This window comes from Paenibacillus sp. M2 (genome assembly GCF_046713495.1).
GTDB lineage: Bacteria > Bacillota > Bacilli > Paenibacillales > Paenibacillaceae > Paenibacillus > Paenibacillus amylolyticus_B.
Genome location: NZ_CP169648.1, coordinates 6,745,272 through 6,766,694 on the forward strand (window position 1 = coordinate 6,745,272; position 21,423 = coordinate 6,766,694).

At 47.9% G+C, this 21,423-nt stretch carries 15 protein-coding genes; 8 read left to right on the forward strand and 7 right to left on the reverse strand.

Annotated elements, in window-relative coordinates:
• Positions 1-6: 6 nt before the first annotated feature.
• Complete coding sequence (locus tag ACETMN_RS30755; RefSeq protein WP_091012859.1) at positions 7-2,010, reverse strand: beta-galactosidase; 2,004 nt, start codon at positions 2,008-2,010, stop codon at positions 7-9.
• Between the two features lie 248 nt (positions 2,011-2,258).
• On the opposite strand from ACETMN_RS30755, the gene ACETMN_RS30760 reads away from it, so the two are divergent.
• Positions 2,259-3,230: an AraC family transcriptional regulator gene (locus tag ACETMN_RS30760; RefSeq protein ID WP_091012858.1), complete on the forward strand. Its 972-nt coding sequence runs from the start codon at positions 2,259-2,261 to the stop codon at positions 3,228-3,230.
• Here the strand turns inward: ACETMN_RS30760 and ACETMN_RS30765 are convergent.
• A complete protein-coding gene (locus ACETMN_RS30765; protein ID WP_179198399.1) occupies positions 3,200-3,829 on the reverse strand; it encodes a molybdenum cofactor guanylyltransferase in 630 nt (209 codons plus the stop codon). The two genes, ACETMN_RS30760 and ACETMN_RS30765, sit on opposite strands and share 31 nt — an antisense overlap.
• 162 nt (positions 3,830-3,991) lie before the next feature.
• Here ACETMN_RS30765 and ACETMN_RS30770 point away from each other — a divergent pair, with 162 nt between their 5' ends.
• Positions 3,992-5,185, forward strand: coding sequence for an MFS transporter (locus ACETMN_RS30770; protein ID WP_091012853.1), 1,194 nt, complete (start codon positions 3,992-3,994; stop codon positions 5,183-5,185).
• Between the two features lie 342 nt (positions 5,186-5,527).
• Here the strand turns inward: ACETMN_RS30770 and ACETMN_RS30775 are convergent, their stop codons facing one another.
• Entirely contained in the window at positions 5,528-7,261 is a 1,734-nt protein-coding gene (locus tag ACETMN_RS30775; RefSeq protein WP_192134923.1) for a glutamine--tRNA ligase/YqeY domain fusion protein, read from the reverse strand.
• A gap of 265 nt (positions 7,262-7,526) precedes the next feature.
• Here ACETMN_RS30775 and ACETMN_RS30780 point away from each other — a divergent pair, with 265 nt between their 5' ends.
• Both ACETMN_RS30780 and ACETMN_RS30785 read left to right on the forward strand, forming a co-directional pair.
• Positions 7,527-7,784 carry a DUF2164 domain-containing protein gene (locus tag ACETMN_RS30780; protein WP_091012850.1) on the forward strand — a complete coding sequence of 86 codons (258 nt, stop codon included), beginning with the start codon at positions 7,527-7,529 and terminating at the stop codon, positions 7,782-7,784.
• Between the two features lie 48 nt (positions 7,785-7,832).
• A complete protein-coding gene (locus tag ACETMN_RS30785; protein WP_036612698.1) occupies positions 7,833-8,381 on the forward strand; it encodes a GNAT family N-acetyltransferase in 549 nt (182 codons plus the stop codon).
• A gap of 113 nt (positions 8,382-8,494) precedes the next feature.
• Here ACETMN_RS30785 and ACETMN_RS30790 read toward each other — a convergent pair whose 3' ends face one another.
• Both ACETMN_RS30790 and ACETMN_RS30795 read right to left on the reverse strand, forming a co-directional pair.
• Complete coding sequence (locus tag ACETMN_RS30790; protein WP_091012847.1) at positions 8,495-9,283, reverse strand: SDR family oxidoreductase; 789 nt, start codon at positions 9,281-9,283, stop codon at positions 8,495-8,497.
• Positions 9,284-9,309: 26 nt separating this feature from the next.
• On the reverse strand, positions 9,310-9,810 hold the full coding sequence (locus ACETMN_RS30795) for a GNAT family N-acetyltransferase (RefSeq protein ID WP_091012846.1): 501 nt from the start codon (positions 9,808-9,810) through the stop codon (positions 9,310-9,312).
• Positions 9,811-10,081: 271 nt separating this feature from the next.
• Between ACETMN_RS30795 and ACETMN_RS30800 the strand changes: the two genes are divergently transcribed.
• Positions 10,082-11,284, forward strand: a complete 1,203-nt coding sequence (locus tag ACETMN_RS30800; RefSeq protein WP_411735499.1) for a methyltransferase domain-containing protein — start codon at positions 10,082-10,084, stop codon at positions 11,282-11,284.
• A gap of 79 nt (positions 11,285-11,363) precedes the next feature.
• Here the strand turns inward: ACETMN_RS30800 and ACETMN_RS30805 are convergent, their stop codons facing one another.
• Together ACETMN_RS30805 and ACETMN_RS30810 are read right to left on the reverse strand one after the other, a co-directional pair.
• Positions 11,364-14,756, reverse strand: coding sequence for a GH36-type glycosyl hydrolase domain-containing protein (locus ACETMN_RS30805; protein WP_091012844.1), 3,393 nt, complete (start codon positions 14,754-14,756; stop codon positions 11,364-11,366).
• 162 nt (positions 14,757-14,918) lie between these two features.
• Positions 14,919-15,908, reverse strand: coding sequence for a LacI family DNA-binding transcriptional regulator (locus ACETMN_RS30810; RefSeq protein WP_091012843.1), 990 nt, complete (start codon positions 15,906-15,908; stop codon positions 14,919-14,921).
• A 905-nt stretch (positions 15,909-16,813) separates the two neighbouring features.
• Here ACETMN_RS30810 and ACETMN_RS30815 point away from each other — a divergent pair.
• The 3 genes from ACETMN_RS30815 (at position 16,814) to ACETMN_RS30825 (ending at position 21,380) form a co-directional block, all read left to right on the forward strand.
• Positions 16,814-18,451: an ABC transporter substrate-binding protein gene (locus tag ACETMN_RS30815; RefSeq protein ID WP_091012841.1), complete on the forward strand. Its 1,638-nt coding sequence runs from the start codon at positions 16,814-16,816 to the stop codon at positions 18,449-18,451.
• Positions 18,452-18,560: 109 nt separating this feature from the next.
• Positions 18,561-19,589 (forward strand): ABC transporter substrate-binding protein, encoded by a 1,029-nt coding sequence (locus tag ACETMN_RS30820; protein ID WP_091012840.1) that lies wholly within the window; start codon positions 18,561-18,563, stop codon positions 19,587-19,589.
• 78 nt (positions 19,590-19,667) lie between these two features.
• Positions 19,668-21,380: an ABC transporter ATP-binding protein gene (locus ACETMN_RS30825; protein ID WP_091012838.1), complete on the forward strand. Its 1,713-nt coding sequence runs from the start codon at positions 19,668-19,670 to the stop codon at positions 21,378-21,380.
• Positions 21,381-21,423: the final 43 nt, after the last annotated feature.

The following is a 21,423-nucleotide window of genomic DNA, read 5'->3' on the forward strand; positions in this document are numbered from 1 at the left end:
TTCCTATTATTGTTCGATAATCCGTACGCCCCATGGTTCCAGTTCGATCTTCTCTCCCGCAGCAATAGGGGTTCCGGCCAGAAGTTCAGTCCCTTCTCCATATGCATTCACGAAGGATGTTGCCTCATCTGCATAATTGAAATAGTAGCGAATCATGTTCCCCTGATCGTTCACACCGGTCTTCACTATGATCGGAAAAGCCAGCTCTTGATCAGTACCCCATACGCCCGCTTCCTTCATCACACGTTCCAACACCTTACGGATCACCGCAGAACTGGTATAACAGCCGACATAGGTTGCTTTGCCTTTTCCATAGGTGTTCTGAGTAATTGCCGCATATTCACCCCAGTGTGGATGATCATACCAAGCGAGTACTTCAGCCGTTGTTGGTGTAATCAGCTCCATCCAGGTATGAATCTGGTTCTGTTCTTCACCAACTCCAAATGGATCATCGCGCAGCGAAACATGTTTTGGCTCTACAAAAAGGTTATAGCTGATCCCACATGCCTCACTGATCAGGCCGGGCTGGCGGGTAGAGCGTACCTTGATATGCTCATTTGCAAATCCGCTTTTGAACGAGTAGACGATATGTCCGCCATCCTGTACGAATTGATTCAATTTTTCCAGCAATGCATCCGAAGCAGCATACAGAGCAGGTACAACGAGCACGTCATATTCCGCATAACTCTCAACCGATGGGTCGATGAGGTCACAGCCAATGTTCATTTTATATAATTCATCGTACATCCAGCGCACCACATCATTATAATTCTTGTCACTGGTGAAATTAAAACCAAACCACTTGATTGATGTCAGGGCCTCATTGCTGAACAGCACAGCCACCCGATTTTTTTTCTTCAGATTAACGAGCTTTGGACTGAGACGGGCAAAATCCCTGCCAATGGTCTTGGCTTCGTTGTATACCGGATTCGGTTCAAAGTCATGACTGAGCAAACCTTTCCAGTACGTCTCAAACGAATTGTGTAACGAATGCCAGTGCCAGTAAGCGACCATGTTTGCTCCTGATGCCAGATGACTGAATGCCTGCAAACGCAGCTGTCCCGGATAGGGAACCCAATGCCAGAACGCCTGTGCTTCGGTCTCGAGTACCAGATAGTTCGATTGTTTGGTGGAACGTGCCACATCCCCGCCGAATGAAATCTCAATGCCGGTCAGATCATCCTGGGAAGGATGGTAGATGTCCACACTGGTGATGTCAAAAGGTTTCGATGCGGCAAAATGGTCCACATCCCCTTGAATGCCGTAGGAATATCCACGCCAATCAAAGTCAAAGTTCTGGGTAACAAACTGTTCTTCCTGTTTGTATTCATTCACAATCCCCACTTGCCAAGCCAAAAAGTTGGTTACCAGCTGCCGCTGGAACTTGGCAAACTCAGCTCCCAGACTACCGTTGATCGTTCCTACCACAGACGGGAAGTCTTCCCAGCTATTGATCCGATTACTCCAGTAGTCGAGGCCAAATTCCTTGTTCAACTCATCCAGGGAGCTGAACTTGTTACGCATATATTTGACGAATTGCAGTTGTACATTATCTCCTGCCGTATTGTAATGCTTCGTCTCGTTATCTGTCTGATAACCGATGACCGCCGGATGTGTGCTTACCCGAGAGATCAGCTTGCGGATGATCCGCTCGGCATAGAATAGATAGGTTGGATGGGTAATGTCCATGATCTGTCTTGCGCCATATTTGCCAGGTCCCTGTGAGGTAGTAGCCAGCACGTCCGGATGTTCCTTGACCATCCACGTTGGAACAGCATACGTTGGTGTTCCTACGATAACCTGAATCCCCGCCTCATGCATGGCATCCAGCACACGGTCTACGGAAGAGAAGTCAAATACGCCATTCTGTGGTTCATGAGTACTCCAGGTTGATTCTGCAATACGGACCACGTTGATCCCTGCATCCTTCATCATCTGAATGTCCTTGTCCAATCTTTCGTAAGGCATATATTCATCATAGTATGCTACGCCATATAATAATTTCTCCATGATTTAATCTCCTTTTTAAGTGGAAAATATAATGATCTTGACGTGTGCAAGAGTTGACATATTCCAAACCATAATGGTAGCGTTTACAATATTACCGGTTGAAGAACTTGGATTGTTCAGTAACCTCTTCAAACGCTGATATGTTCCATGGATTATCCATGCTCGCGTTAAACTGATTATAATGAAGTATACTAAGGGTGCCGATTGTATAAGGCGAGTTGTTTTTACCCTTTTCCGAGGTGAATGTTATGGATATCCGATCACAGCTTAGAGAAATGCCTCACCATACGCTGGCCCACTGGCTGCCTATTATCGACTCCAACATCAAATTCTATGGTGCGCACAGCCAACAAGTACCCCATGGATGGGCGATGCCGGAGGAATCACATCCGGGTTTTGAGATTATGTTGATCATCCAAGGTACTCAGGAGAGTGTGATTCATGGTTATACCTATACCGTGGAGGAAGGTTCCATTCTTCTCATTCCTCCCGGGTTCAAACATACGAATCAATGTGTATCGACGGAAGGCATGACTTATTTTAGCGCTCACTTTAATGTGGATGATCCGGTCTTCACCTTGAAGCTGATGTCACAGCACAGCCGAATCTACGCAGCAGGTACGGCAGATAATAAGAAGATGCGCGTTGTGCTGGAGAGTTGGATGGGGATGATTAACGTATCTGAGGCCTACACGTCCACGGACAAAATGATTATGCAGGCCCGCATGTTTGAACTCTTCGCCCTGTTGTCCCAGGCCGCTGACAATGAACCGGAGTCCACAACTTCCGTTGCTGCTTCCCATGCACCAGCGCCAACAGCCATGCATTATGCGGGAGCTATAGCGGAGGCAATCAAGCAGGCATTCCATGCCCAGCTTCGAACCAAGGAAAGCAGTGTATCCACGGTCAAAGTAGAGCAGATTATATCCTCGTTTGGCATCAGCCCGGGATATGGTCTACAGGTCTTTCGCAAGGTGTACGGGCGATCGCCCAGGGCTTACCTGTCCAGCTTGAAGTTGCAGGAGGCCAAAGTGCTGATCGAACAGCCTGAGCTGTCGCTCGGGGAAATTGCGTGGAGGCTCGGCTACACCCACCTGTCTCATTTCAGCAGACAATTCAAACGTTGGACAGGCCAAAGCCCGCTTCAATATCGCAATCATCATGCAGATGCATCAGGTGATCCTGTATCCTACAGATCGGAATCGAGTCCAGAATCTTGATTACGGATACGCTCGTACTCTTCCGGCGTGTTCATATTACTCATTTGCATTGCTACTTGATGAACGCCCACTCTCTCAAGCTCTTCCGTTTCGACATAGAGGCAACCGATCTCTTCAAGCCATCGCATAACTCGAAGATGATCCTGGTTCAGACGCTGCTCCAGATCAGGGAGCACTCGTTTGTGATAAGCCCCTGCAAGAGGGTGGACATGTCCATCCACGCGTGGAACGATAGCAGCATAAGAGTTATGTAATTCGACCAGTTTTTTTATTCCATTAAAGAAAGACGTTTGCAGGAGCGGCATATCGCAGGCGCATACCAGATTCCATTCTCTATCGGAAGCTTCCAGCGCCGCGTGAAGACCGGCGAGTGGCCCCTTCCCCGGATAGTGATCCTGAACGCAGTCGTAGCCCATTGCACCGTAGGTTGTCACATTGGGTCCGGCAGCCACGATGATACGGGATACTGCGGGTCTCATGGCCTTCGTGACATGTTGCAGTACAAGGGAACCGTTTAGTTCCAGCATGGCCTTGTTGGTCCCCATGCGGCTGGATAAACCTCCTGCCAATATGATGCCTGTCCATTCCCTCGTGTTCATGTTGTTATCCTCCTTCAGATCACGATATGTGTTTGACTGCATCAATTTCAAAACGTTCGCTATGCATTGAATCCCCTTTCAACAAATGATACATTGAACAATATGCATTTGAAAGGAATGGCTTAATTGGACAGACCTGCACCTTCAAGAGGCAATCCCTCATTGTTTTCTCTGAAACTATATAACTTTTTCATATATGGGGCCATCTCGATCTTCGCCGGATTCTTGCAGCTTTACCTGCAAGAGATTGGCATGACCAAACTGGAGATTGGCAGTCTCATGGCGATTGGCCCCTTTGTATCCTTGTTTGCTAACCCGTTCTGGGGCTTCTGGAGCGATAAATCTCGCAACATTCGCATCATTCTGATGATTATGATGGGAGGCACATTTGTGCTCGCCCAGGGTGTATTCTATGCGCCCACTTATACATGGATCTATGTAGCCATGATTTTCTTTTATTTTTTTCAAAGTCCATTATTTGCTCAAACCAATAGCCTGATTCTCGGATATATCGATGGTACAAACCAAAAATTTGGGTCATTCCGGCTCTGGGGTTCACTCGGTTGGGCGCTGACTGCTGTCGCTGCCGGACCGCTCATTGACCGTTTTGGCATCGGCAGTGTATCCATTATATTTGCATGCATGATTGCCACAGCCTTTGTATTATCCGTATTTCTACCCAGACAACCAATCGCTTCGGATACACCCGTGGTTACTTTTCGGCGGTTTGGCAAAGTCATGTTCAATCCGTATTTTATGGCATTTATCGGCCTGGGTGTACTCGTATCAGTGCCTAATGCGATGAACAGTACTTTTATGTCACTATATATTGTAGAAATGGGTGGCGACAAACAAATGGTTGGCTGGGCCATCTTCACCTCATCCATTCTCGAAGTCGGCGTATTCCTGCTTCTCGACCGCTTGCTCAAACGCAAAATGAGCATGCTCCTGGCATCTCTCATTCTGATCAGTGTGCTGTTTGCACTTCGCTGGCAGCTCATGGCACTGGCTAACAACCCGCTGGAGATTGTATTCATTCAGTTGATGCACTCCATTACGTTTGGTGGGTACTTCTATGTAGGTACGCAGCTGACCATGCTATTTATTCCAAGACCTTACCGTTCCTCCGGTCAAGCGGTCTACACGATGGCCTGGGGAGGTCTCTCCGGCGTGATTGCCGGTCTGTTCGGCGGCTGGTTGTTCCAGAGTTTCGGTGCGGAAATCATGTATAGCATTGGTGTATTCTTCTCGCTCATTGGCGCTGTTGGATTTGGCATCATGTGGTTATCGAATCGACGTAACGGCTATCAGCCGGTTGTGTTGACGGAGATGGGTAATATGGATGAGGACAGATAATCTTTTGTTAGAAAGAATTGAAAGATTCCCACTTAAGCACTACGATGACAGAAGAATCTTTCGATCGCTGTTATCCCTGGATTTTTTGATTCCCTTTTCAAAGGGTAAAATCCAGGGATAAAGGCGAACGCTCCGCTTCTCCAGCTTTCTTCTGTCCTCTCCGTTATCGTGTAAATTAAACGTTCAAACATTCAAACAAAAGATTATGGATAGTAGTAGTAAAGAGAAAGGCGTCTCCAGGGGTTGTTGCCCTGGAGACGCCTTTTACATTTATAAATTTAAGTCTACAAGTTAGGCTTATATCTCTAACTTGTAGCATTGATCCTACGCCTTGACTTTACCTTACGCCTTCGGCAGTTGGAACGAGCTTTTCAGGGATACGACCCGGTTAAATACCGGACGTCCTGGCTCGGAATGTTTCGGATCTACACTGAAGTAACCGTGACGGAAGAATTGGAATTTATCCTGAGCGTTCGCTTCCTTCATCTCTTGCTCCACAAACCCGTTAACAATCTCAAGGGAGTTCGGGTTCAGTTGATCCAGGAACGTTTTCTCCGGTTGCTCTTCCACAACCTCAGTTTCAGCCCCAGCTACTGCCACTTCCACCTCTGCCTCCGGTGCTTCATCCAGGATCAACGGCTCATATAGACGGAATTCAGCAGGTACCGCTTGAGTCGCTTCTACCCAGTGGATTGTTCCTTTGACTTTACGACCAGTGAAGCCACTGCCGCTCTTTGTCTCCACATCATAGGTACAATGAATCTCAGTCACATTGCCTTCTGCATCTTTGATCACATCGTTACATTTGATGAAGTATGCATGTTTCAGACGAACTTCGTTGCCAGGGAACAAACGGAAATATTTGTTCGGCGGATTTTCCATGAAATCGTCTTGTTCAATATAAATCTCACGGGAGAACGGAATTTGGCGATTACCCATCTCTGGGTTCTCCACATTGTTCTCTGCTTCAAGCCATTCCACTTGCCCTTCAGGGTAGTTGGTAATAACCACTTTGAGCGGGTGCAGGACAGCCATCGTGCGTGGAGCTTTCAGTTTCAGGTCTTCACGGACAAAATGCTCCAGCGTTTGCAGGTCGATAACTCCATAGTTTTTGGAAATGCCTGTCTCATATACAAAATCACGAATAGCTTCCGGTGTATAACCCCGGCGGCGCAGACCCGAAATTGTTGGCATACGTGGATCATCCCATCCATCCACATGTCCTTCATCCACGAGCAGTTTCAGCTTCCGCTTGCTTGTTACCATCTGGGACAGATTCAGGCGACCAAATTCATATTGATGCGGTTTGTTCTCCATCTCACACTCGGCAATAACCCAATCGTAGAATGGACGTTGATCCTCAAACTCCAGGGAACAGAGAGAGTGCGTCACACCTTCAATTGCATCTTCAAGCGGGTGAGCAAAGGCGTACATTGGATAGATACACCATTTGTCGCCCGTGTTATGATGATGTGCATGAGAAATCCGATAAATAACCGGATCGCGCAGGTTGATATTCGGTGCAGACATATCAATCTTGGCACGCAGCACTTTCTCCCCGTTCTTGAATTCGCCTGCACGCATACGTGTGAACAGGTCGAGATTCTCTTCCACCGAACGATCACGGTACGGGCTGTTCTTGCCCGGCTCCGTCAGCGTTCCGCGCATTTCACGGATTTCATCGGCGCTTTGGTCGTCGATGTAGGCTTTTCCTTTTTTAATCAACAAGACAGCACGGTTGTACATCTCATCAAAATAATCCGAGGCAAAACGTTTCTCGTTCCACTCGTATCCGAGCCATTTCACGTCTTCCTGAATCGATTGAACGTACTCCACATCTTCCTTTACCGGATTCGTGTCATCAAAGCGCAGGTTCGTTTTACCGCCAAATTCGCCGCCCAGCGTAAAGTTAATCCAGATCGCCTTGGCATGGCCGATATGCAGATAACCGTTCGGTTCCGGAGGAAAACGGGTAATAACTTCCTGGACTTTCCCAGACCGGAGATCTTCGGTAATAATATTTTTGATAAAGTTAGGTGGGGTTGTACGATTGTCCACAGGTATCAAACCTTTCATGAATGGATTGGAGCCTTCGGGAATTGCTGCAATTCCGGCTATAATTCCTTAATAACGAAGTCATTTCCTGAAAAAATCTATTTTCTTGGAAAGTTTCGTACGCGTTTCATTTAAATATACCTTTAACGGGGGAGGAGTTCAATAAAGAACGGCACCAAAGTCAGGATCAACCGTGCATAAATAGGCCCTAAACCATTTTGACGGGTTCGCTCGAATCATGTAGCATGATAGTAAAACCAAATTAAAGGGAGGGTTTCCCATTCCATTGAACTCGCTTAAACTGACCAAAGAACAGCAGGATGAAGCCATTCGCACCATTCAGTCGTATTTCGAAGAGGAACGTGGCGAAGAACTTGGCGATCTGGCCGCTTGGGGTGTCCTCGACCTGTTCATGACACAGCTCGCTCCCTACATATATAATCAGGCACTCCGTGACGCACGCACAACGGTCAATCAACGCATGGCCTCAATGGAAGAAGACCTGTTTGCACTGGAGCAAAAGTTACCCAAGACTTCCCGTTAATCCACTACAAAATAAACCCATACTATACAAAGAAAGAAGGTTGCATTCATGTTTACCTATTCATTGGATGAATATACCGAACTCCGACCACTCGCCATGGAACATACCAAACCGCTGTTCGAACTGACGGATCGTTCGCGGGATCAACTGAGACATTGGTTGCCGTGGGTGGATCATGTGACAGAAGTGGAACACACCTCGAACTTTATTACCAACGCGTTAAAACAAGGTGCCGAAAATGGCGGATTCACCGCCGGAGTATGGTCAAAAGGGGATCTAGCCGGCGTTATTGGATTCCACGAGATTAACTGGACCAACCGCTCGGTAAGCATCGGATACTGGCTTGGCAAAGGTTTTGAGGGTCAGGGCTTGATGACAAGCGCTTGTCGCGTTCTGGTTGATTATGCTCTGGTGACCCTGGATCTGAATCGCGTCGAGATTCGCTCGGCAACAAACAACAAACGGAGTCGCGCTATCCCTGAAAGACTCGGATTTGTTCTCGAGGGTGTAATTCGTCAGGCAGAGAAACTGCCTAAAGGTTACGTGAACCATGCGGTGTACGGCATGCTTCAGCATGAATGGGAACTCTTGCGCTAATTCGCCTACATAATGAATCGGAGTGATCTCTCCCAACATAATGGAATAATAATAAATACCCTCTATCTCCACGGAATGTGGTGACAGAGGGTATTTTATTGTATTCATGACTTTTATAGGGCTCGGACCATGCCACCATCCACGATCAATGAGGTTCCGGTAATATACGTATTGGCCCCGGATAACAGGAAGACCACCGCTTTGGCAAACTCCTCCGGTTGACCGTAACGTCCTAGTGGAATCTCTTTACGGAATTGGTCAGATACCTCTTCCTCACTAATTCCGTTCTGCTCTGCCCGTGCTGCATCCAGCTCACGAATGCGGTCTGTTGCAATACGCCCCGGCGCTACCGTGTTGATCAAAATTCCGTATGGAGCCAGCTCTTGAGACAAGGTCTTCGCCAATCCAAACACGCCGGTACGGAACGTATTGGACAACACCAGACCCGGAATGGGCTGCTTCACCGAAGTTGAAGCGATATTGACAATGTGTCCTCCGCGTTCTTTCATATAAGGAAGTGCACCACGAATCAGCCTTACATAGCTGAGCACATTTAATTCAAATGCCCGTTCCCAATCTTCGTCGGTTAGTGACTCAAATGAACCCGATGGCGGACCTCCCGAATTGTTCACCAGAATATCAATCTGCCCGAACAACTCCGCTGTCTTGCCAATCAGAGCCTCAATATCTTCCTTGCGTGTCACATCGGTTGCACAATATTCCACACGTCCCCCACCACCTAGCGCCAGAAGCTCCTGCTTCACTGCTGCGAGCTTTTCTTCACTCCGGCTGGCAAGCATGACGTCAGCACCTTCTGCTGCCAATTGAGCGGCTACCGCTTTGCCCAGTCCGCGACTGGAAGCCAGCACCAGTGCTTTTTTTCCTTGAAGTCCCATGTCCATCGTTGTTCCTCCTCCTCAGCTAGTTTCTATTTGGTCTGGATAAAATAACCCATAAGAATATCGTCCACATACTTGTCTCCGATATAAAACTCGGACACCAGCCTGCCTTCCGTCACAAATCCACACTGGGTATAAAACGTGATGGCTCCCGGATTGCTGGAAAGTACGCGCAGCCTGAGCTTGCGAACGCCTTGTTGGGCCGCATGCTGCTTGATGGCATCCATCAAAGCAGTAGCAATGCCACAACGTCGATCATGAGGATGAACCGCAATATGAATCTCGTAGACATGACGGTTGACCGGCATACCTGTGGCTGGCTGAAAGCCAACATAACCACATACCCGCTCTCCCTGCACTGCAATCAATTGACTGCCTGGCGGGCAATGCTGCAGATAGTGCTGCCTGGAACGCCAATGCATCGGTGCAGGAGAGGTGTATTTGTCCCATACCAGGGCATCCAACTCCATTAGCTGGGCTGCATCTTTAATCTCGGATGGACGAATCGTAAATGTATGGCTGGTAAGCATAATGATTCAACCTTTCGTGCTATAGTCGACAACGCTGTGCATTACAACGTCGGGAAAGTTAAGAAATTTGAGAAACTTAGAAATACATTGTTCGTTTGCTTCATTGTTTACATATATTCGCTCTATATATTGTAGCATAGCCTCAGCTTTGACTAAAATTCCACTCGGTGATGAACGAAATTCGATCTTTACCATTCATAAAAATAAAATAAACACTTAACCTTGCCGTTACGTCATAGTTTATACTGGTTCGATAAGGAGGGGATGCATGATGAATATCAAAGAGGCAGCAAGCAGGCTTGGTATATCGGCGAGAGCCATTCGTTTTTATGAAGAAAAAGGATTAATTCTACCTGCCAAACAGTCCAGTAACGGTTATCGCACATACACTGAGAATGATATCTGGCGGCTTCAGACCATTGCTGCGCTGCGTGAGATTGGCATGTCGCTACAGGATATTACACATGCGCTCGGAGAGATCGATCAAGGAAACCAGCAGCGACTGGAAGAATATCTGGAACTGCAACAGGCCGTCATGTATGCCCAGTGGATTGAGCTCAAACGTATGATGGATACAACCCAGCGCATGATTGACCTGAATCGTCAGGACGGACCGCTGGATGTCAGCCATCTGCACGATCTCGCGGACAGTGCACGGCGTCTGCGTGAAGCCCGGCAGAACTGGCATGATCGGTGGAATTATGATACCCAGGCAGCCATCCACGATCAGCGAGTACAGGCGGAAAGCAGAGTCAGTACTGGAAAAGGACAAACCAACCCAGTGGACAGACATCGTTCGGACAACGTCTCGCCCACAAACGATAAGAATGAAGTATCACATCCACACCATCATGCAGATCATTCCACGCCGAACGATTCCAATGACACGGTACAGTCTTCCTTTTATCTGTATCACAACTATGACGAAGCGCTCGAACAGACAGCTCATTGGATCTCTCCCGCCCTTGGTGAGAAAGGACTCGATATTGGTACAGGCACAGGTAATTTGGCTGGGAAACTGCTACAACACGGCGCAGACATGACTGCAATCGACCAATCCCGGGAAATGCTGCGCAGATGCCGTACCAAATATCCCAAGATGCATGTGAAACTTGGTAATTTTCTGGCGCTGCCTTTTACCGATCATTCCTTCGACTTTGTCGTATCCAGCTTCGCCTTCCATCATCTGAGTCCAGACCAGCAACTACTGGCCTTACAGGAGATGCAGCGGGTATTAACCTCGCGCGGACGTATCGGTCTAACGGATCTAATGTTTGTTGATGCGACTCATCGTGAAAACTATATTCGCCAGGCTGAAACGACAGGACACGAGGAACAGCTGCGTGCCTTGCGCGAGCGTCACTTCCCTCTGCTGGATGAGCTATGCCGCTGGCTGGAGCAGCAGGGCTACGTAACCAAGCATGTGCGGCATAATGAGCTGCTGCATACGTTGCTGGCTGTTCCCCTGCGGTGAGCAACCATGAGCATATGCCAAAAAGGCCATCCCGCCTTGAGTAAAGGAGGATGACCTTGGTGTACATCATGCTACGAAATTACATATAAATATCAACAACCGTGCGCTCAGTTGCACTGCGTGCCTGTCTGAACTCATCCAGCGAGATGCAGACCCCGCCCTGACGGTAACGGTTCGCTGTACGCTCGGTACGAATGTCCTTGCCGTTCACCGCTACACGGCTCACAGCACCTTCGTTCAAGTGATAGATAAACGTCACTGGCTCACCCGCATACTCAAATTCGAATTGCATGCCGTTCAGCTCAGCTGGCAATACCGGGTCAATGACCAGATCGCCGCCCTCTTGACGAATGCCAAGCGCGTTGGAGATCAGCTGGTTCATGTAGATTCCAGGGCCGCTGGAGTAGATTCTCCATCCGCCTTTCACTTGTACAGTCCCTTTACGAAGCTGGTCAAAATGCTCCTGTGCCTCGTAACGCGTATTAAACTTACCGTCCGAACTACTGAAGTATGAGTTCGCTTGGCGAATCTCCGCGTTAGGTACAACCTCGCCGATACCAACCGGGTTGATCATCGCGAGACCATTCCACACCTGATCTGTCTTACCCAGCTTCGCCATCGCTTCCACATAACGGATATGAGCATGAACATATTGCAAACCAATCTCACGCCCGAAGTTGGATGCTTGCTCTGCACGCTTGAAGTGTGTGCTAACTCCGCCAGCATATTGAGCCGGACGATTCATCAGACGCACGCCATCCGGGCACAGGAACTGCTCACGGATCAATGCGTAATGCGATTCTGCTTGCTCCGCATTCAGCAATTCACCGATCATGCTGCGCGTCATTGGCAACAGGCGATATTGAATGCCTGTCTCTGTGTCCGTTGGATGAAGCATCAGCTTCGCTTGGTCGGCTTCTTCCATGTACACAAAGCCTGGAATCACGTCTGTGCCCAGCATGTAACGGTTAAAGTCCTCACGAATGCCTTGAGACAGCACGTCAAGCTCCTGTGCAAAGTCTGCATCCTTGAATTTCAGCGCTTGCGAGAGCACATTCACGGACTGATACGTCAATGCCACCGTCCAACTGCTCACCATGTATTGCTTCAGCTGTGCATTGGCTGGTTGGAGCGTATCATCCCAGTCGCCATCTCCGTAGGAAGACAGGAACGTATCATGCAGGAAGTGCGAACGGATATATTCGATCTCTTTTTTCGCGTGATCCAGTACCGTTGCCGTCTCTTCCGTGAACCCGAAGCTATGCTTGACGGTATAAGGTACTTTCTCATCCAGAATCGCATAATCGCGAGTCGCTGTCAGGTAATCCGCCAGCACTTTCAGCGGCCATACGATGATGTCGCCATGACTTTCTTCCTGTTGAATCGCAAAGTATTTATCAAACATGAACCATTGCGGCCAGTTGCCATCATCTTCGTATTGGTGGGTGTAGACCATTTTAATGATATCGCGAACTTGCTCATATTTTTGCGTTGCCATAAAGTACTCCACCGGACCTTGGCACACATCCCGTGTACCCCAAGCCGCGCCGCCGTACTGTTCCAAACCGTGAGGCACAGAGTAGTGAACCAGCATGTTGTGGGTGTACCACCAAGCCAGCGCATTTACTTTGAACAGATCCTCTGCACGCTGACCTTCTCCACGGGACAAACGGAACCCGTTCATCACACCTGCGAAGAACTCGCGGTATGCCTGCACTTCCTCTTCAAATGTCAGGCTTGAACCTGCTACCACTCCGCTGTCCGCTTGGCCTTCCAATACCCCTTGTACCTTCAGCGTCCATTCAGCACTTGCTTCCAGACTAAGCGTAACCAGTGATGCAGAACCACTGCGGATACCACTTGCCAGCAACGTTTCGTCCCCTACATTCACAGCTGCGCCGTCCACCGACATGCGGTATTGCAGATCTGGGTACGTTCCTGCACTAATCGCTTGTGGATCAGCCTTGAAGATCAAAGTATCGCCATCCTGCGTCATATGCAGCGGATACTCGTACTCATTGACATTCATCGTAATTTGGTTCGTTACCAGGTAACGGTATGCCGTACCACTTGTGGAGCGTACGTTCATGCTTACTTCCGTCGTATGTGCACCTGTGTAATTGGTCACGATGATCGTGTCGGATTCGGTTTTGTAGATCCAGCGTGCATAGTTGAAGCCAATCTCGAACAGGGATGGCATTGTCAGCAGACGATATTGTCCGTCCATTTCCACATAGATGCGTTGTCCAGCCGTCTTCGGCACGTTCAAGGCATTGCGGGCATTACTGATCATTTTATTAAAATTGGTGTTCCCAATAACGAGTTGTGAGTTGAAAATACCGTACATATACGATGTCGTTGTAATAACCTGTGCCCCAAGTTGCACGTTGCCACCACTCATCAGAATATGACCGTGTGGACGCTCCACAAGCAGTTCTTTTGCTTTCAGAACGATATGCTCATAGCTGCCTGTGAAGAAGGATAACAATTCCTCGCCACTGCGCTCTTCCTGATGACGATCAGGGAACAGATCATGAATCTCATCTTGTGTCAGATCAAGTGTAACCAGAGGTTCACCCAGGAAGGAGGACAGTTTCACCTGTTCCAACGTGTCACCGTTTTCTATAGTCTTAGCCTGTACTTCATTCCAAGCTGCTGTAACTTCATCTCCGAATTCCAGGGCAGAGATTCCTTCGGCATGATTAGGCTTCGCCAGTCCGTAGAAGACCACCTGAGCCTCTCCGTTCAGATTCAGCAGTTCCGATTGCAAAGCGGTATAGGCAAATTCATACTGATACGTCTCATTCGCCAGCGTTGGGCGATTCAAGCTCTCTGGTTGATTCGTTTCCTTGTACGACAGACCGAAGAATTGGAATCCGTCTGTGGAGTAACCGATAGTTTTCGTCAGGGAACCTTGTTGCATATAAGGAAATGCACCGCCCTGAGGCTGGTTTTGACGGGAACATACGACATAACCTTTCGCTTCATCTTCAAACACCGTATGGTCAATGTATTGTGACAGATAAGCTTCATTGCTGCGTACCGCACCTGGATCAGCAAGACCTACATCCTGTCCGTACACCACGTCTACGTTATGTTGTTGTCCTGTGAGCTTCACATCCCAGAACCAGACACCTTGCGTTGTAGCCGTAAATACGACCTGATAGCCAATGCCTTGTTCATTACCTTCCAGCTGGACTGTACCCTCCCAGATCAACTGGTTGCTGGATTGTGCCTTGCTTGTAATCAACTTGCTGTTCGAACGTACACCGAGCAACGGGAACGAGCTGATTTTCTCTCCCTCATGCACACGCAGGTACAGGTTGTTCAAAGATCCATCAATCTGGTTGCTGAGCAACTGGTTCAACATCGTTGTACCGGATGTAGCTTGGTACAGGTCTCCACTGTTCAAAAAGGTAAAGGATAACTCCCCGGCACTTAAGCGGATCGGTTCATTAATCATCGTTGTCATAAGGTTCACTCCTTGAATTAGTTAAAATCGAAACGTTTCGATAAATTTGAAAAAGAATAGGGGCCTCTTCAAACCGGCTTTTTACAGCCCGTCCGGACGATAACCCCATCATTAAACTTTTACTTCCAGCATGCAGGCAGTTCTTTGTTGTTCAGACTCGGTCTAAACCGAACGTACAGAGCTGCGCTCGATCATATTAATCGTTAACGTATATGAAGGGTCAACCGCTTCGCCATTGAGCATCTGGAATAACAGATGTCCGGCGAGCGACCCGGCTTCATGCTTCGGCTGGCGTATCGTTGTCAGCGGTGGATGCACATATTCGGACAACTGAATATCGTCAAAACCGATCACGGAAATATCATTCGGCACCGATATACCACGCTCTTCCAATGCTTTCAGGCCACCAATCGCCATCTCATCGTTACCGTAAAATACCGCTGAGGGAAGCTCGCCCTGCATGATCATCATCTTGGTTGCACTGTATCCGCCCTCACGTACAAAATTGCCGTTCAGACGCCATTTGGATTTTTCTTCAAGTCCCGCTTCCCGCATCGCTCGCAGATACCCTTGGTAACGGAGCGCGTTGTCATACGAGTTGGATGGACCGCTGATGTATGCAATCTTCTGATGTCCAGCCTGGATGAGGTGGCGGGTTGCAAGATAACCGCCCTGCTCTCCATCCACCAGCACGTTGACCAGATGGTCACTCGACAGCTGACGATCCATCACAATGATCGGAAAACGATGACCGGCAGATTCCACCAGAATATCATCATGGATGTTATGCGCCAGGATGATGGCTCCATCTACTCTTTTTTCACGCAAAAATCGCACTGCCGTTGAGTCCCGTCCACCCATGGAGCTGCACGCAATCAGGTCATACCCGTTCGCGAGGGCTACATCCTGTACACTACGGATCAACTCCGAGTAATACGGGCCCGACAGATCGGTCAGGATCAAAGCGATCGTGTTTGTCCGGCTCCGTTTCAGGTCCATGGCAAAGCCGTTCTTGCGGTAATTCAGTTCTCGTGCTGCCTCAAGCACTTTAGCCTTGGTCTTCGCACTAACCTTGCTATCCCCGCTCAGCGCATAGGAAGCAGTCGAGAGTGCTACACCTGCCAGCTTTGCCACATCCTTAATCGTTGCCATTCCACGTTCGCTCCTTCTAAACTAAGACAAATTCTAAGGTTATCTACATTTTATACGATACATGGTTAGAACAACCACTAAATCCTTCATTATCGTTTATTATCTTTGTACATATCATAGCGATGGATGTCAATCGAAACGTTTCGAGGTGTTCTCAAAAAAAATCCTCGTTCCCATCCTTATGGGACCACGGTTGAATGCGTCCCGTTCCAAACCATACCATTCGTGATGGTCATGACACGTCTTTCAATCTGACGCCCCCTGAACAGTTTGTGCCTAACACAATGAAACTGGCAGTAAACGCCAGATTGAAACGTTTCGACATTTTTATTATAGTCGGTGTTGATAGCGATTTCAACCTCTTTTTTTCATTTTTTCACACGCACACGAATCTGACCCGATATTATCTGTGGCTTCACGTTGGATAAACAGTTACCAATTTATTTCTAACATACAAAAGTCCCCCGCTAGGGGAGCGTTTAAGATAATGATATCAATTATTACGCTTCTTATTTTCGTATATCTTTGATATCGTTACATATAAAATTAATAGGATAATTAAAACGATATATTTAGTTGGTGATTCCATGTTACTAAACCAAATAATAGTTATACATGTAATAATATAAATGACTGATAAGATTATTTTAAATGCATTCATGTACTCCAACCTCCTTGAATCACCAATGAATTCTAGTAGCACCGGCTCGCCCACTATGCTTTTATGCCATTATTACTCTGAGATGAAACAATGCAGGTTCAACATTAATCTTAACTTGATAATCTACTTTATTAATTATTGGTTCTGTTCGATTATACAACCTCTTATGAGCTTACGATCTATTGATTATTTACATCATATTAATTAATGTTAATCCAACCTTACATAAGGAGACCGTTATGTTATGAGCAATTCGAAACAACATGTCCATAAGCATCTCGCACCCCAGTCTTTGCCCTTGCAGGAAACTCGCTCTATTCCTCCGGCAATGTTTAGGCTGTGTCATCTGATTCGGTTCCACGATCGGGAATCCTTCTCTTATATAGATGAGCTATGGAGCAACAAGCACGTTCTCTATGTCATTACCTCGGGACAGGCAAGACTGATTAGTGTACATGGACCATTAACGGTGAGTACCGGCTCGGCTGCTGTGCGTCAGGCGGGGACCTGGCTTCATCATGAAAGCAAACGCGGTTCACTCTCTCCAGTTCAAGGCATTGCCATAATCTTTGACTTTGTTTTAGCCGATAACGCTGAACCCCTCTGGCCGTTTGGATCTCCCACGACCATGACAAATCGTGCGATTGCCGAGATCGCATCTGAATTAATTCTGGCTTGTTCCAGAAGCGCAGAGGCAGGCCCATTCAAACCTCATGCGTTGTTCTATCAATTGTTGGATACATTACGTGATCACGCTATGCGCCTAGCTCATGAAGATCATTCATGGTTGGACTTTGTGATCGCACACATTCATGAGAGGGTTGCCCATCCCCTTACCCGGGAGCAATTAGCGAGGGAGGTTAATGTAAGCCCGGAGCATTTTTCAAGAGAATTCAAAAAGCACACCGGACTTACATTCGTGGAGTACGTTACCCGGCTAAGGATCCGAATGGCTCAGGAACATCTACTGCTCGGGAACCCCACCATGCAGGAACTCGCGCAGGTGACGGGTTACAGAGACACCTTCTATCTGAGTCGCAAATTCAAACAAACGGTAGGTTGTGCACCAACACTTTACCGAAAAACACCAAAAAAAATCGCAAGCCTTACTTACAACTACACCGCATCCCTGCTTGCGCTCGGCCATATCCCTCATCTAGGTGCCGTGGCAGAATGGATGGAGCCGAAAGAGCTTGGACCTAGCTCATTCAAACAGTACTCTGAGCATGTACTTATTAATCATCTGGATCTGATTGCACACGCTCAGCCCGATGTCATTGTCGGGTATGCACCGCATCCCGCTTCTGACGAACTACGTCTGATTGCACCGACCATTCTGATGCCATTTGAGGAACTCGATTGGCAGGAGCAGCTTCTTCATCTGGGACGAATTACCGGGCTTGAGTCCAATGCACAGATGTTATTAGATCGTTATCATCAACTTGAGCAGGAAGCCAATCATACGTTGAATCAATGGATGGAAGGGACACGCGGGTCCGCCGTTTGCATGTTTATGATCGGAGAGGACGGCGCTTATATCTATGGTCATGGCTGGGGCAGAGCTTCTCATGTACTGTATCAATCGCTGGGCTTCACCCCACCTTCACGGATGGAGCAGGATGGGCAGTTACTTACGGGATACGTTCATGTTCCATTGTCTGAGATTCACTTGTATGCTGCAGATCACATGTTTATCGCCTTTCCTGAGGAACCTGCCGAACGAGAAATGTTGGATAACTTGCTGAATCAGGAATCCTGGGGCACCCTATCCGCCGTTCGTGAAGGACGTGTATACGAGATTGATGCCGACATGTTCTACGGATTTGATCCCTTGTCCGTTATGGAGCAATTGCAGCATATCATGCATCACCTGACATCATAATTGTCCATGCGATAGTGATCATAGTTGTCCATGTACAAAACTCACATCTTCCTCTATGTTATTAATGAGAATAATAATCATTATTGATTATATATAGGGGGAACAGGATATGTTTGCTGCAAAAAAACGCTCTTCCGGCTTGCTGCTTATGCTCGCCATCATTATGATTCTGGCTGCTTGTAGCAGCGGAACAGGCTCCACTGCCACCGAACAGACATCGGCAGCGGGAAGCGAAACGACAACAGCCTCTTCCGAGACGAAAACAGACACATCGTCCGGTTCGGACAATTCGAATGCTACGCGAATCTACAAGTCATTAAGCGGGGATGTTGAAATTCCGGCTGAACCCAAACGGATCGTGACGGATATGTACGTAAGTGATCTGCTTGCACTGGGTGTGAAACCTGTTGGTGCTGTTCAATATTATTTGGAAAACCCGTTCTATGCAGATCAGGTGGAGGGCATTGAAAGTATCGGTGATCGGGCAGCGGTATCGATGGAGAAGGTCATTGCCATGAACCCGGATCTGATCATTACCTACTCCGACCAGGCCAGCGAAATTGAGAGTTATCAAAAGATCGCACCTACCGTAGTGATTCCTTATGGTACATTCACCAATGTACATGACGAAATTCGGGGATTCGGAGAGCTGATGAACAAATCCGAAGCAGCCGAAGCCTGGCTGAAAACGTACGATGAACGGATTGAAGCCGCTCGTGCTAAGGTGAAAACCGTCATCAAACCGGAGGAAACCTTCTCCATCCTTGAAGTATCCGACAAGAGTTATTATGGATATGGAGACAATTTTGGTCGAGGAGGACAAGCGGTCTACAGTGCTTTGCAACTTGCCCCACTCGAAATCACCAAAAAAGAACTGATGGGTGATACCCAATGGAAAGAGATCTCGCGTGAAGTTGTTGGTGATTATGCAGGGGATCATATCTTCTTAACCGTTGGAGAGAACAATAAAAATTACCAAGGCGACTCCATCTGGCAATCCCTGCCCGCTGTGAAAAACAATCAGGTGTACGAATTACTGGAAGACCGTTACTGGTACTTTGACCCGATTGCGATTCAAGGTCAGGCTGAAGAATTCGCCGATATGATCGTAGAACGTGCCGAGCAAAATCGCAAATAACATAAGCATGAATACAGGTGTCCGGATAGGCTGATAAGCCTGCTCGGGCATTTGTGTCATATCAAGGAGGACTTACATATGCTTCGCCGTTTCATGTCTTATTATCGTCCTTACAAAAGGCTCTTTATATTAGACTTCTCCTGTGCCATCGCCGCCGCGCTGCTGGAGCTGGCCTTTCCACTTGCCGTTAACCGGGTAGTCGATCAACTGCTTCCGGCTGGAAATTGGTCCATGATCTTGGCGGCATGTGTCGGGTTGCTCGGCATCTACCTGCTCAGTTCCTTTTTCCATTATGCAGTCACCTATTGGGGCCATAAGCTCGGTATTAACATCGAATCCGATATGCGTAGAGAACTGTTCACACGTGTGCAGAAACAGTCTTTCCGCTTCTTCGACAATAATAAGACCGGGCACCTGGTCTCCCGTATGACCAACGATCTGATGGATATTGGTGAGATCGCGCATCACGGACCCGAGGACTTATTCATTGCCTTCATGACACTCGCCGGAGCTTTCGGTATTATGCTGGGAATCAACTGGCAGCTCGCTGTGATGACGTTCATCATTGTTCCGCTGATGATCTACCTGTCGCTGTATTTCAGTCGCAAAATGTCCAAGGCGTTCAAGCGCATGTTTGCAGATATCGCCGATTATAATGCACGGGTAGAGAACAATGTGAGCGGCATTCGTGTGGTACAGGCTTTTGCCAATGAAAAGCATGAAGTAGGCCGTTTCGTTGAGAATAACGAACGTTTCAGACTCACCAAACTGATTACCTACCGCATTATGGCCTGGAACTCTTCACTTAGCTTCATTCTGATGAAATTTGTATCCCTGTTTGTACTGGTATGTGGAACATGGTTTGTCATTCAAGGAAGTATGACTTACGGGGAGTTCATCGCTTTTGTAATGCTGTCCAATGTATTCCTCGGACCGATCGAGAAGATTAACTCCGTCATTGAGACGTATCCCAAAGGCATCGCCGGTTTCAGACGTTATCTGGAGCTGCTTGAGGCCGTGCCGGATGTAGAAGATACACCACAGGCAAAACCCATTTCGGATGTGAAAGGCGATATTGCCTTCCATAACGTCACCTTTTCTTATGGAGAACATAAACCCACGCTGTCTGAGGTCAACCTTAATGTTCAGGCTGGCCAGACAGTCGCTCTGGTTGGACCTTCAGGAGGGGGCAAAACGACGTTATGCAGTCTGATCCCACGTTTCTACGATGTGGATGCGGGACATATCTCCATTGATGGCATTCCGGTGAAGGACATGACCCTGGAATCACTGCGCTCCCATATCGGGATTGTGCAGCAGGATATTTTCCTGTTTGACGGAACGATTCGTGAAAATATTGCATACGGCAAGCTAAATGCTTCCGATGAAGAAATCTGGCAAGCCATTCGCCGGGCCCAACTGGAAGAACTGGTACAATCCCAGCCAGATGGACTGGACACCATGATCGGTGAACGTGGCGTGAAACTCTCTGGCGGACAGAAGCAACGTCTATCCATCGCCAGAATGATCCTGAAGAACCCGCCTATCCTCATTCTGGATGAAGCCACCTCCGCACTCGACACCGAGACGGAAGCTGCCATTCAACTAGCCTTATCCGAGCTGGCTCAGGGACGTACAACATTGGTGATTGCCCATCGATTGGCGACCATCAGACACGCCGATCGCATCGTAGTGGTGGAGAACGGTAGCGTAGCCGAACAAGGAAGTCATGAAGAACTGCTCGCGCGTAAAGGCTCGTACAGCCGACTGCATCAAGCCCAGTTTGGTTAAGTAGCATGCCCTAATATAGCAACCATCGAAAAAAACAAATACG

Excerpts from the sequence above, each read along its gene's own strand:
- ACETMN_RS30755 (WP_091012859.1), bottom strand. The coding sequence starts at position 2,010 with ATGGAGAAATTATTATATGGCGTAGCATACTATGATGAATATATGCCT.
- ACETMN_RS30760 (WP_091012858.1), top strand. The coding sequence starts at position 2,259 with ATGGATATCCGATCACAGCTTAGAGAAATGCCTCACCATACGCTGGCC.
- ACETMN_RS30765 (WP_179198399.1), bottom strand. The coding sequence starts at position 3,829 with ATGAACACGAGGGAATGGACAGGCATCATATTGGCAGGAGGTTTATCC.
- ACETMN_RS30775 (WP_192134923.1), bottom strand. The coding sequence starts at position 7,261 with ATGAAAGGTTTGATACCTGTGGACAATCGTACAACCCCACCTAACTTT.
- ACETMN_RS30785 (WP_036612698.1), top strand. The coding sequence starts at position 7,833 with ATGTTTACCTATTCATTGGATGAATATACCGAACTCCGACCACTCGCC.
- ACETMN_RS30790 (WP_091012847.1), bottom strand. The coding sequence starts at position 9,283 with ATGGACATGGGACTTCAAGGAAAAAAAGCACTGGTGCTGGCTTCCAGT.
- ACETMN_RS30795 (WP_091012846.1), bottom strand. The coding sequence starts at position 9,810 with ATGCTTACCAGCCATACATTTACGATTCGTCCATCCGAGATTAAAGAT.
- ACETMN_RS30800 (WP_411735499.1), top strand. The coding sequence starts at position 10,082 with ATGAATATCAAAGAGGCAGCAAGCAGGCTTGGTATATCGGCGAGAGCC.
- ACETMN_RS30805 (WP_091012844.1), bottom strand. The coding sequence starts at position 14,756 with ATGACAACGATGATTAATGAACCGATCCGCTTAAGTGCCGGGGAGTTA.
- ACETMN_RS30810 (WP_091012843.1), bottom strand. The coding sequence starts at position 15,908 with ATGGCAACGATTAAGGATGTGGCAAAGCTGGCAGGTGTAGCACTCTCG.
- ACETMN_RS30815 (WP_091012841.1), top strand. The coding sequence starts at position 16,814 with ATGAGCAATTCGAAACAACATGTCCATAAGCATCTCGCACCCCAGTCT.
- ACETMN_RS30820 (WP_091012840.1), top strand. The coding sequence starts at position 18,561 with ATGTTTGCTGCAAAAAAACGCTCTTCCGGCTTGCTGCTTATGCTCGCC.
- ACETMN_RS30825 (WP_091012838.1), top strand. The coding sequence starts at position 19,668 with ATGCTTCGCCGTTTCATGTCTTATTATCGTCCTTACAAAAGGCTCTTT.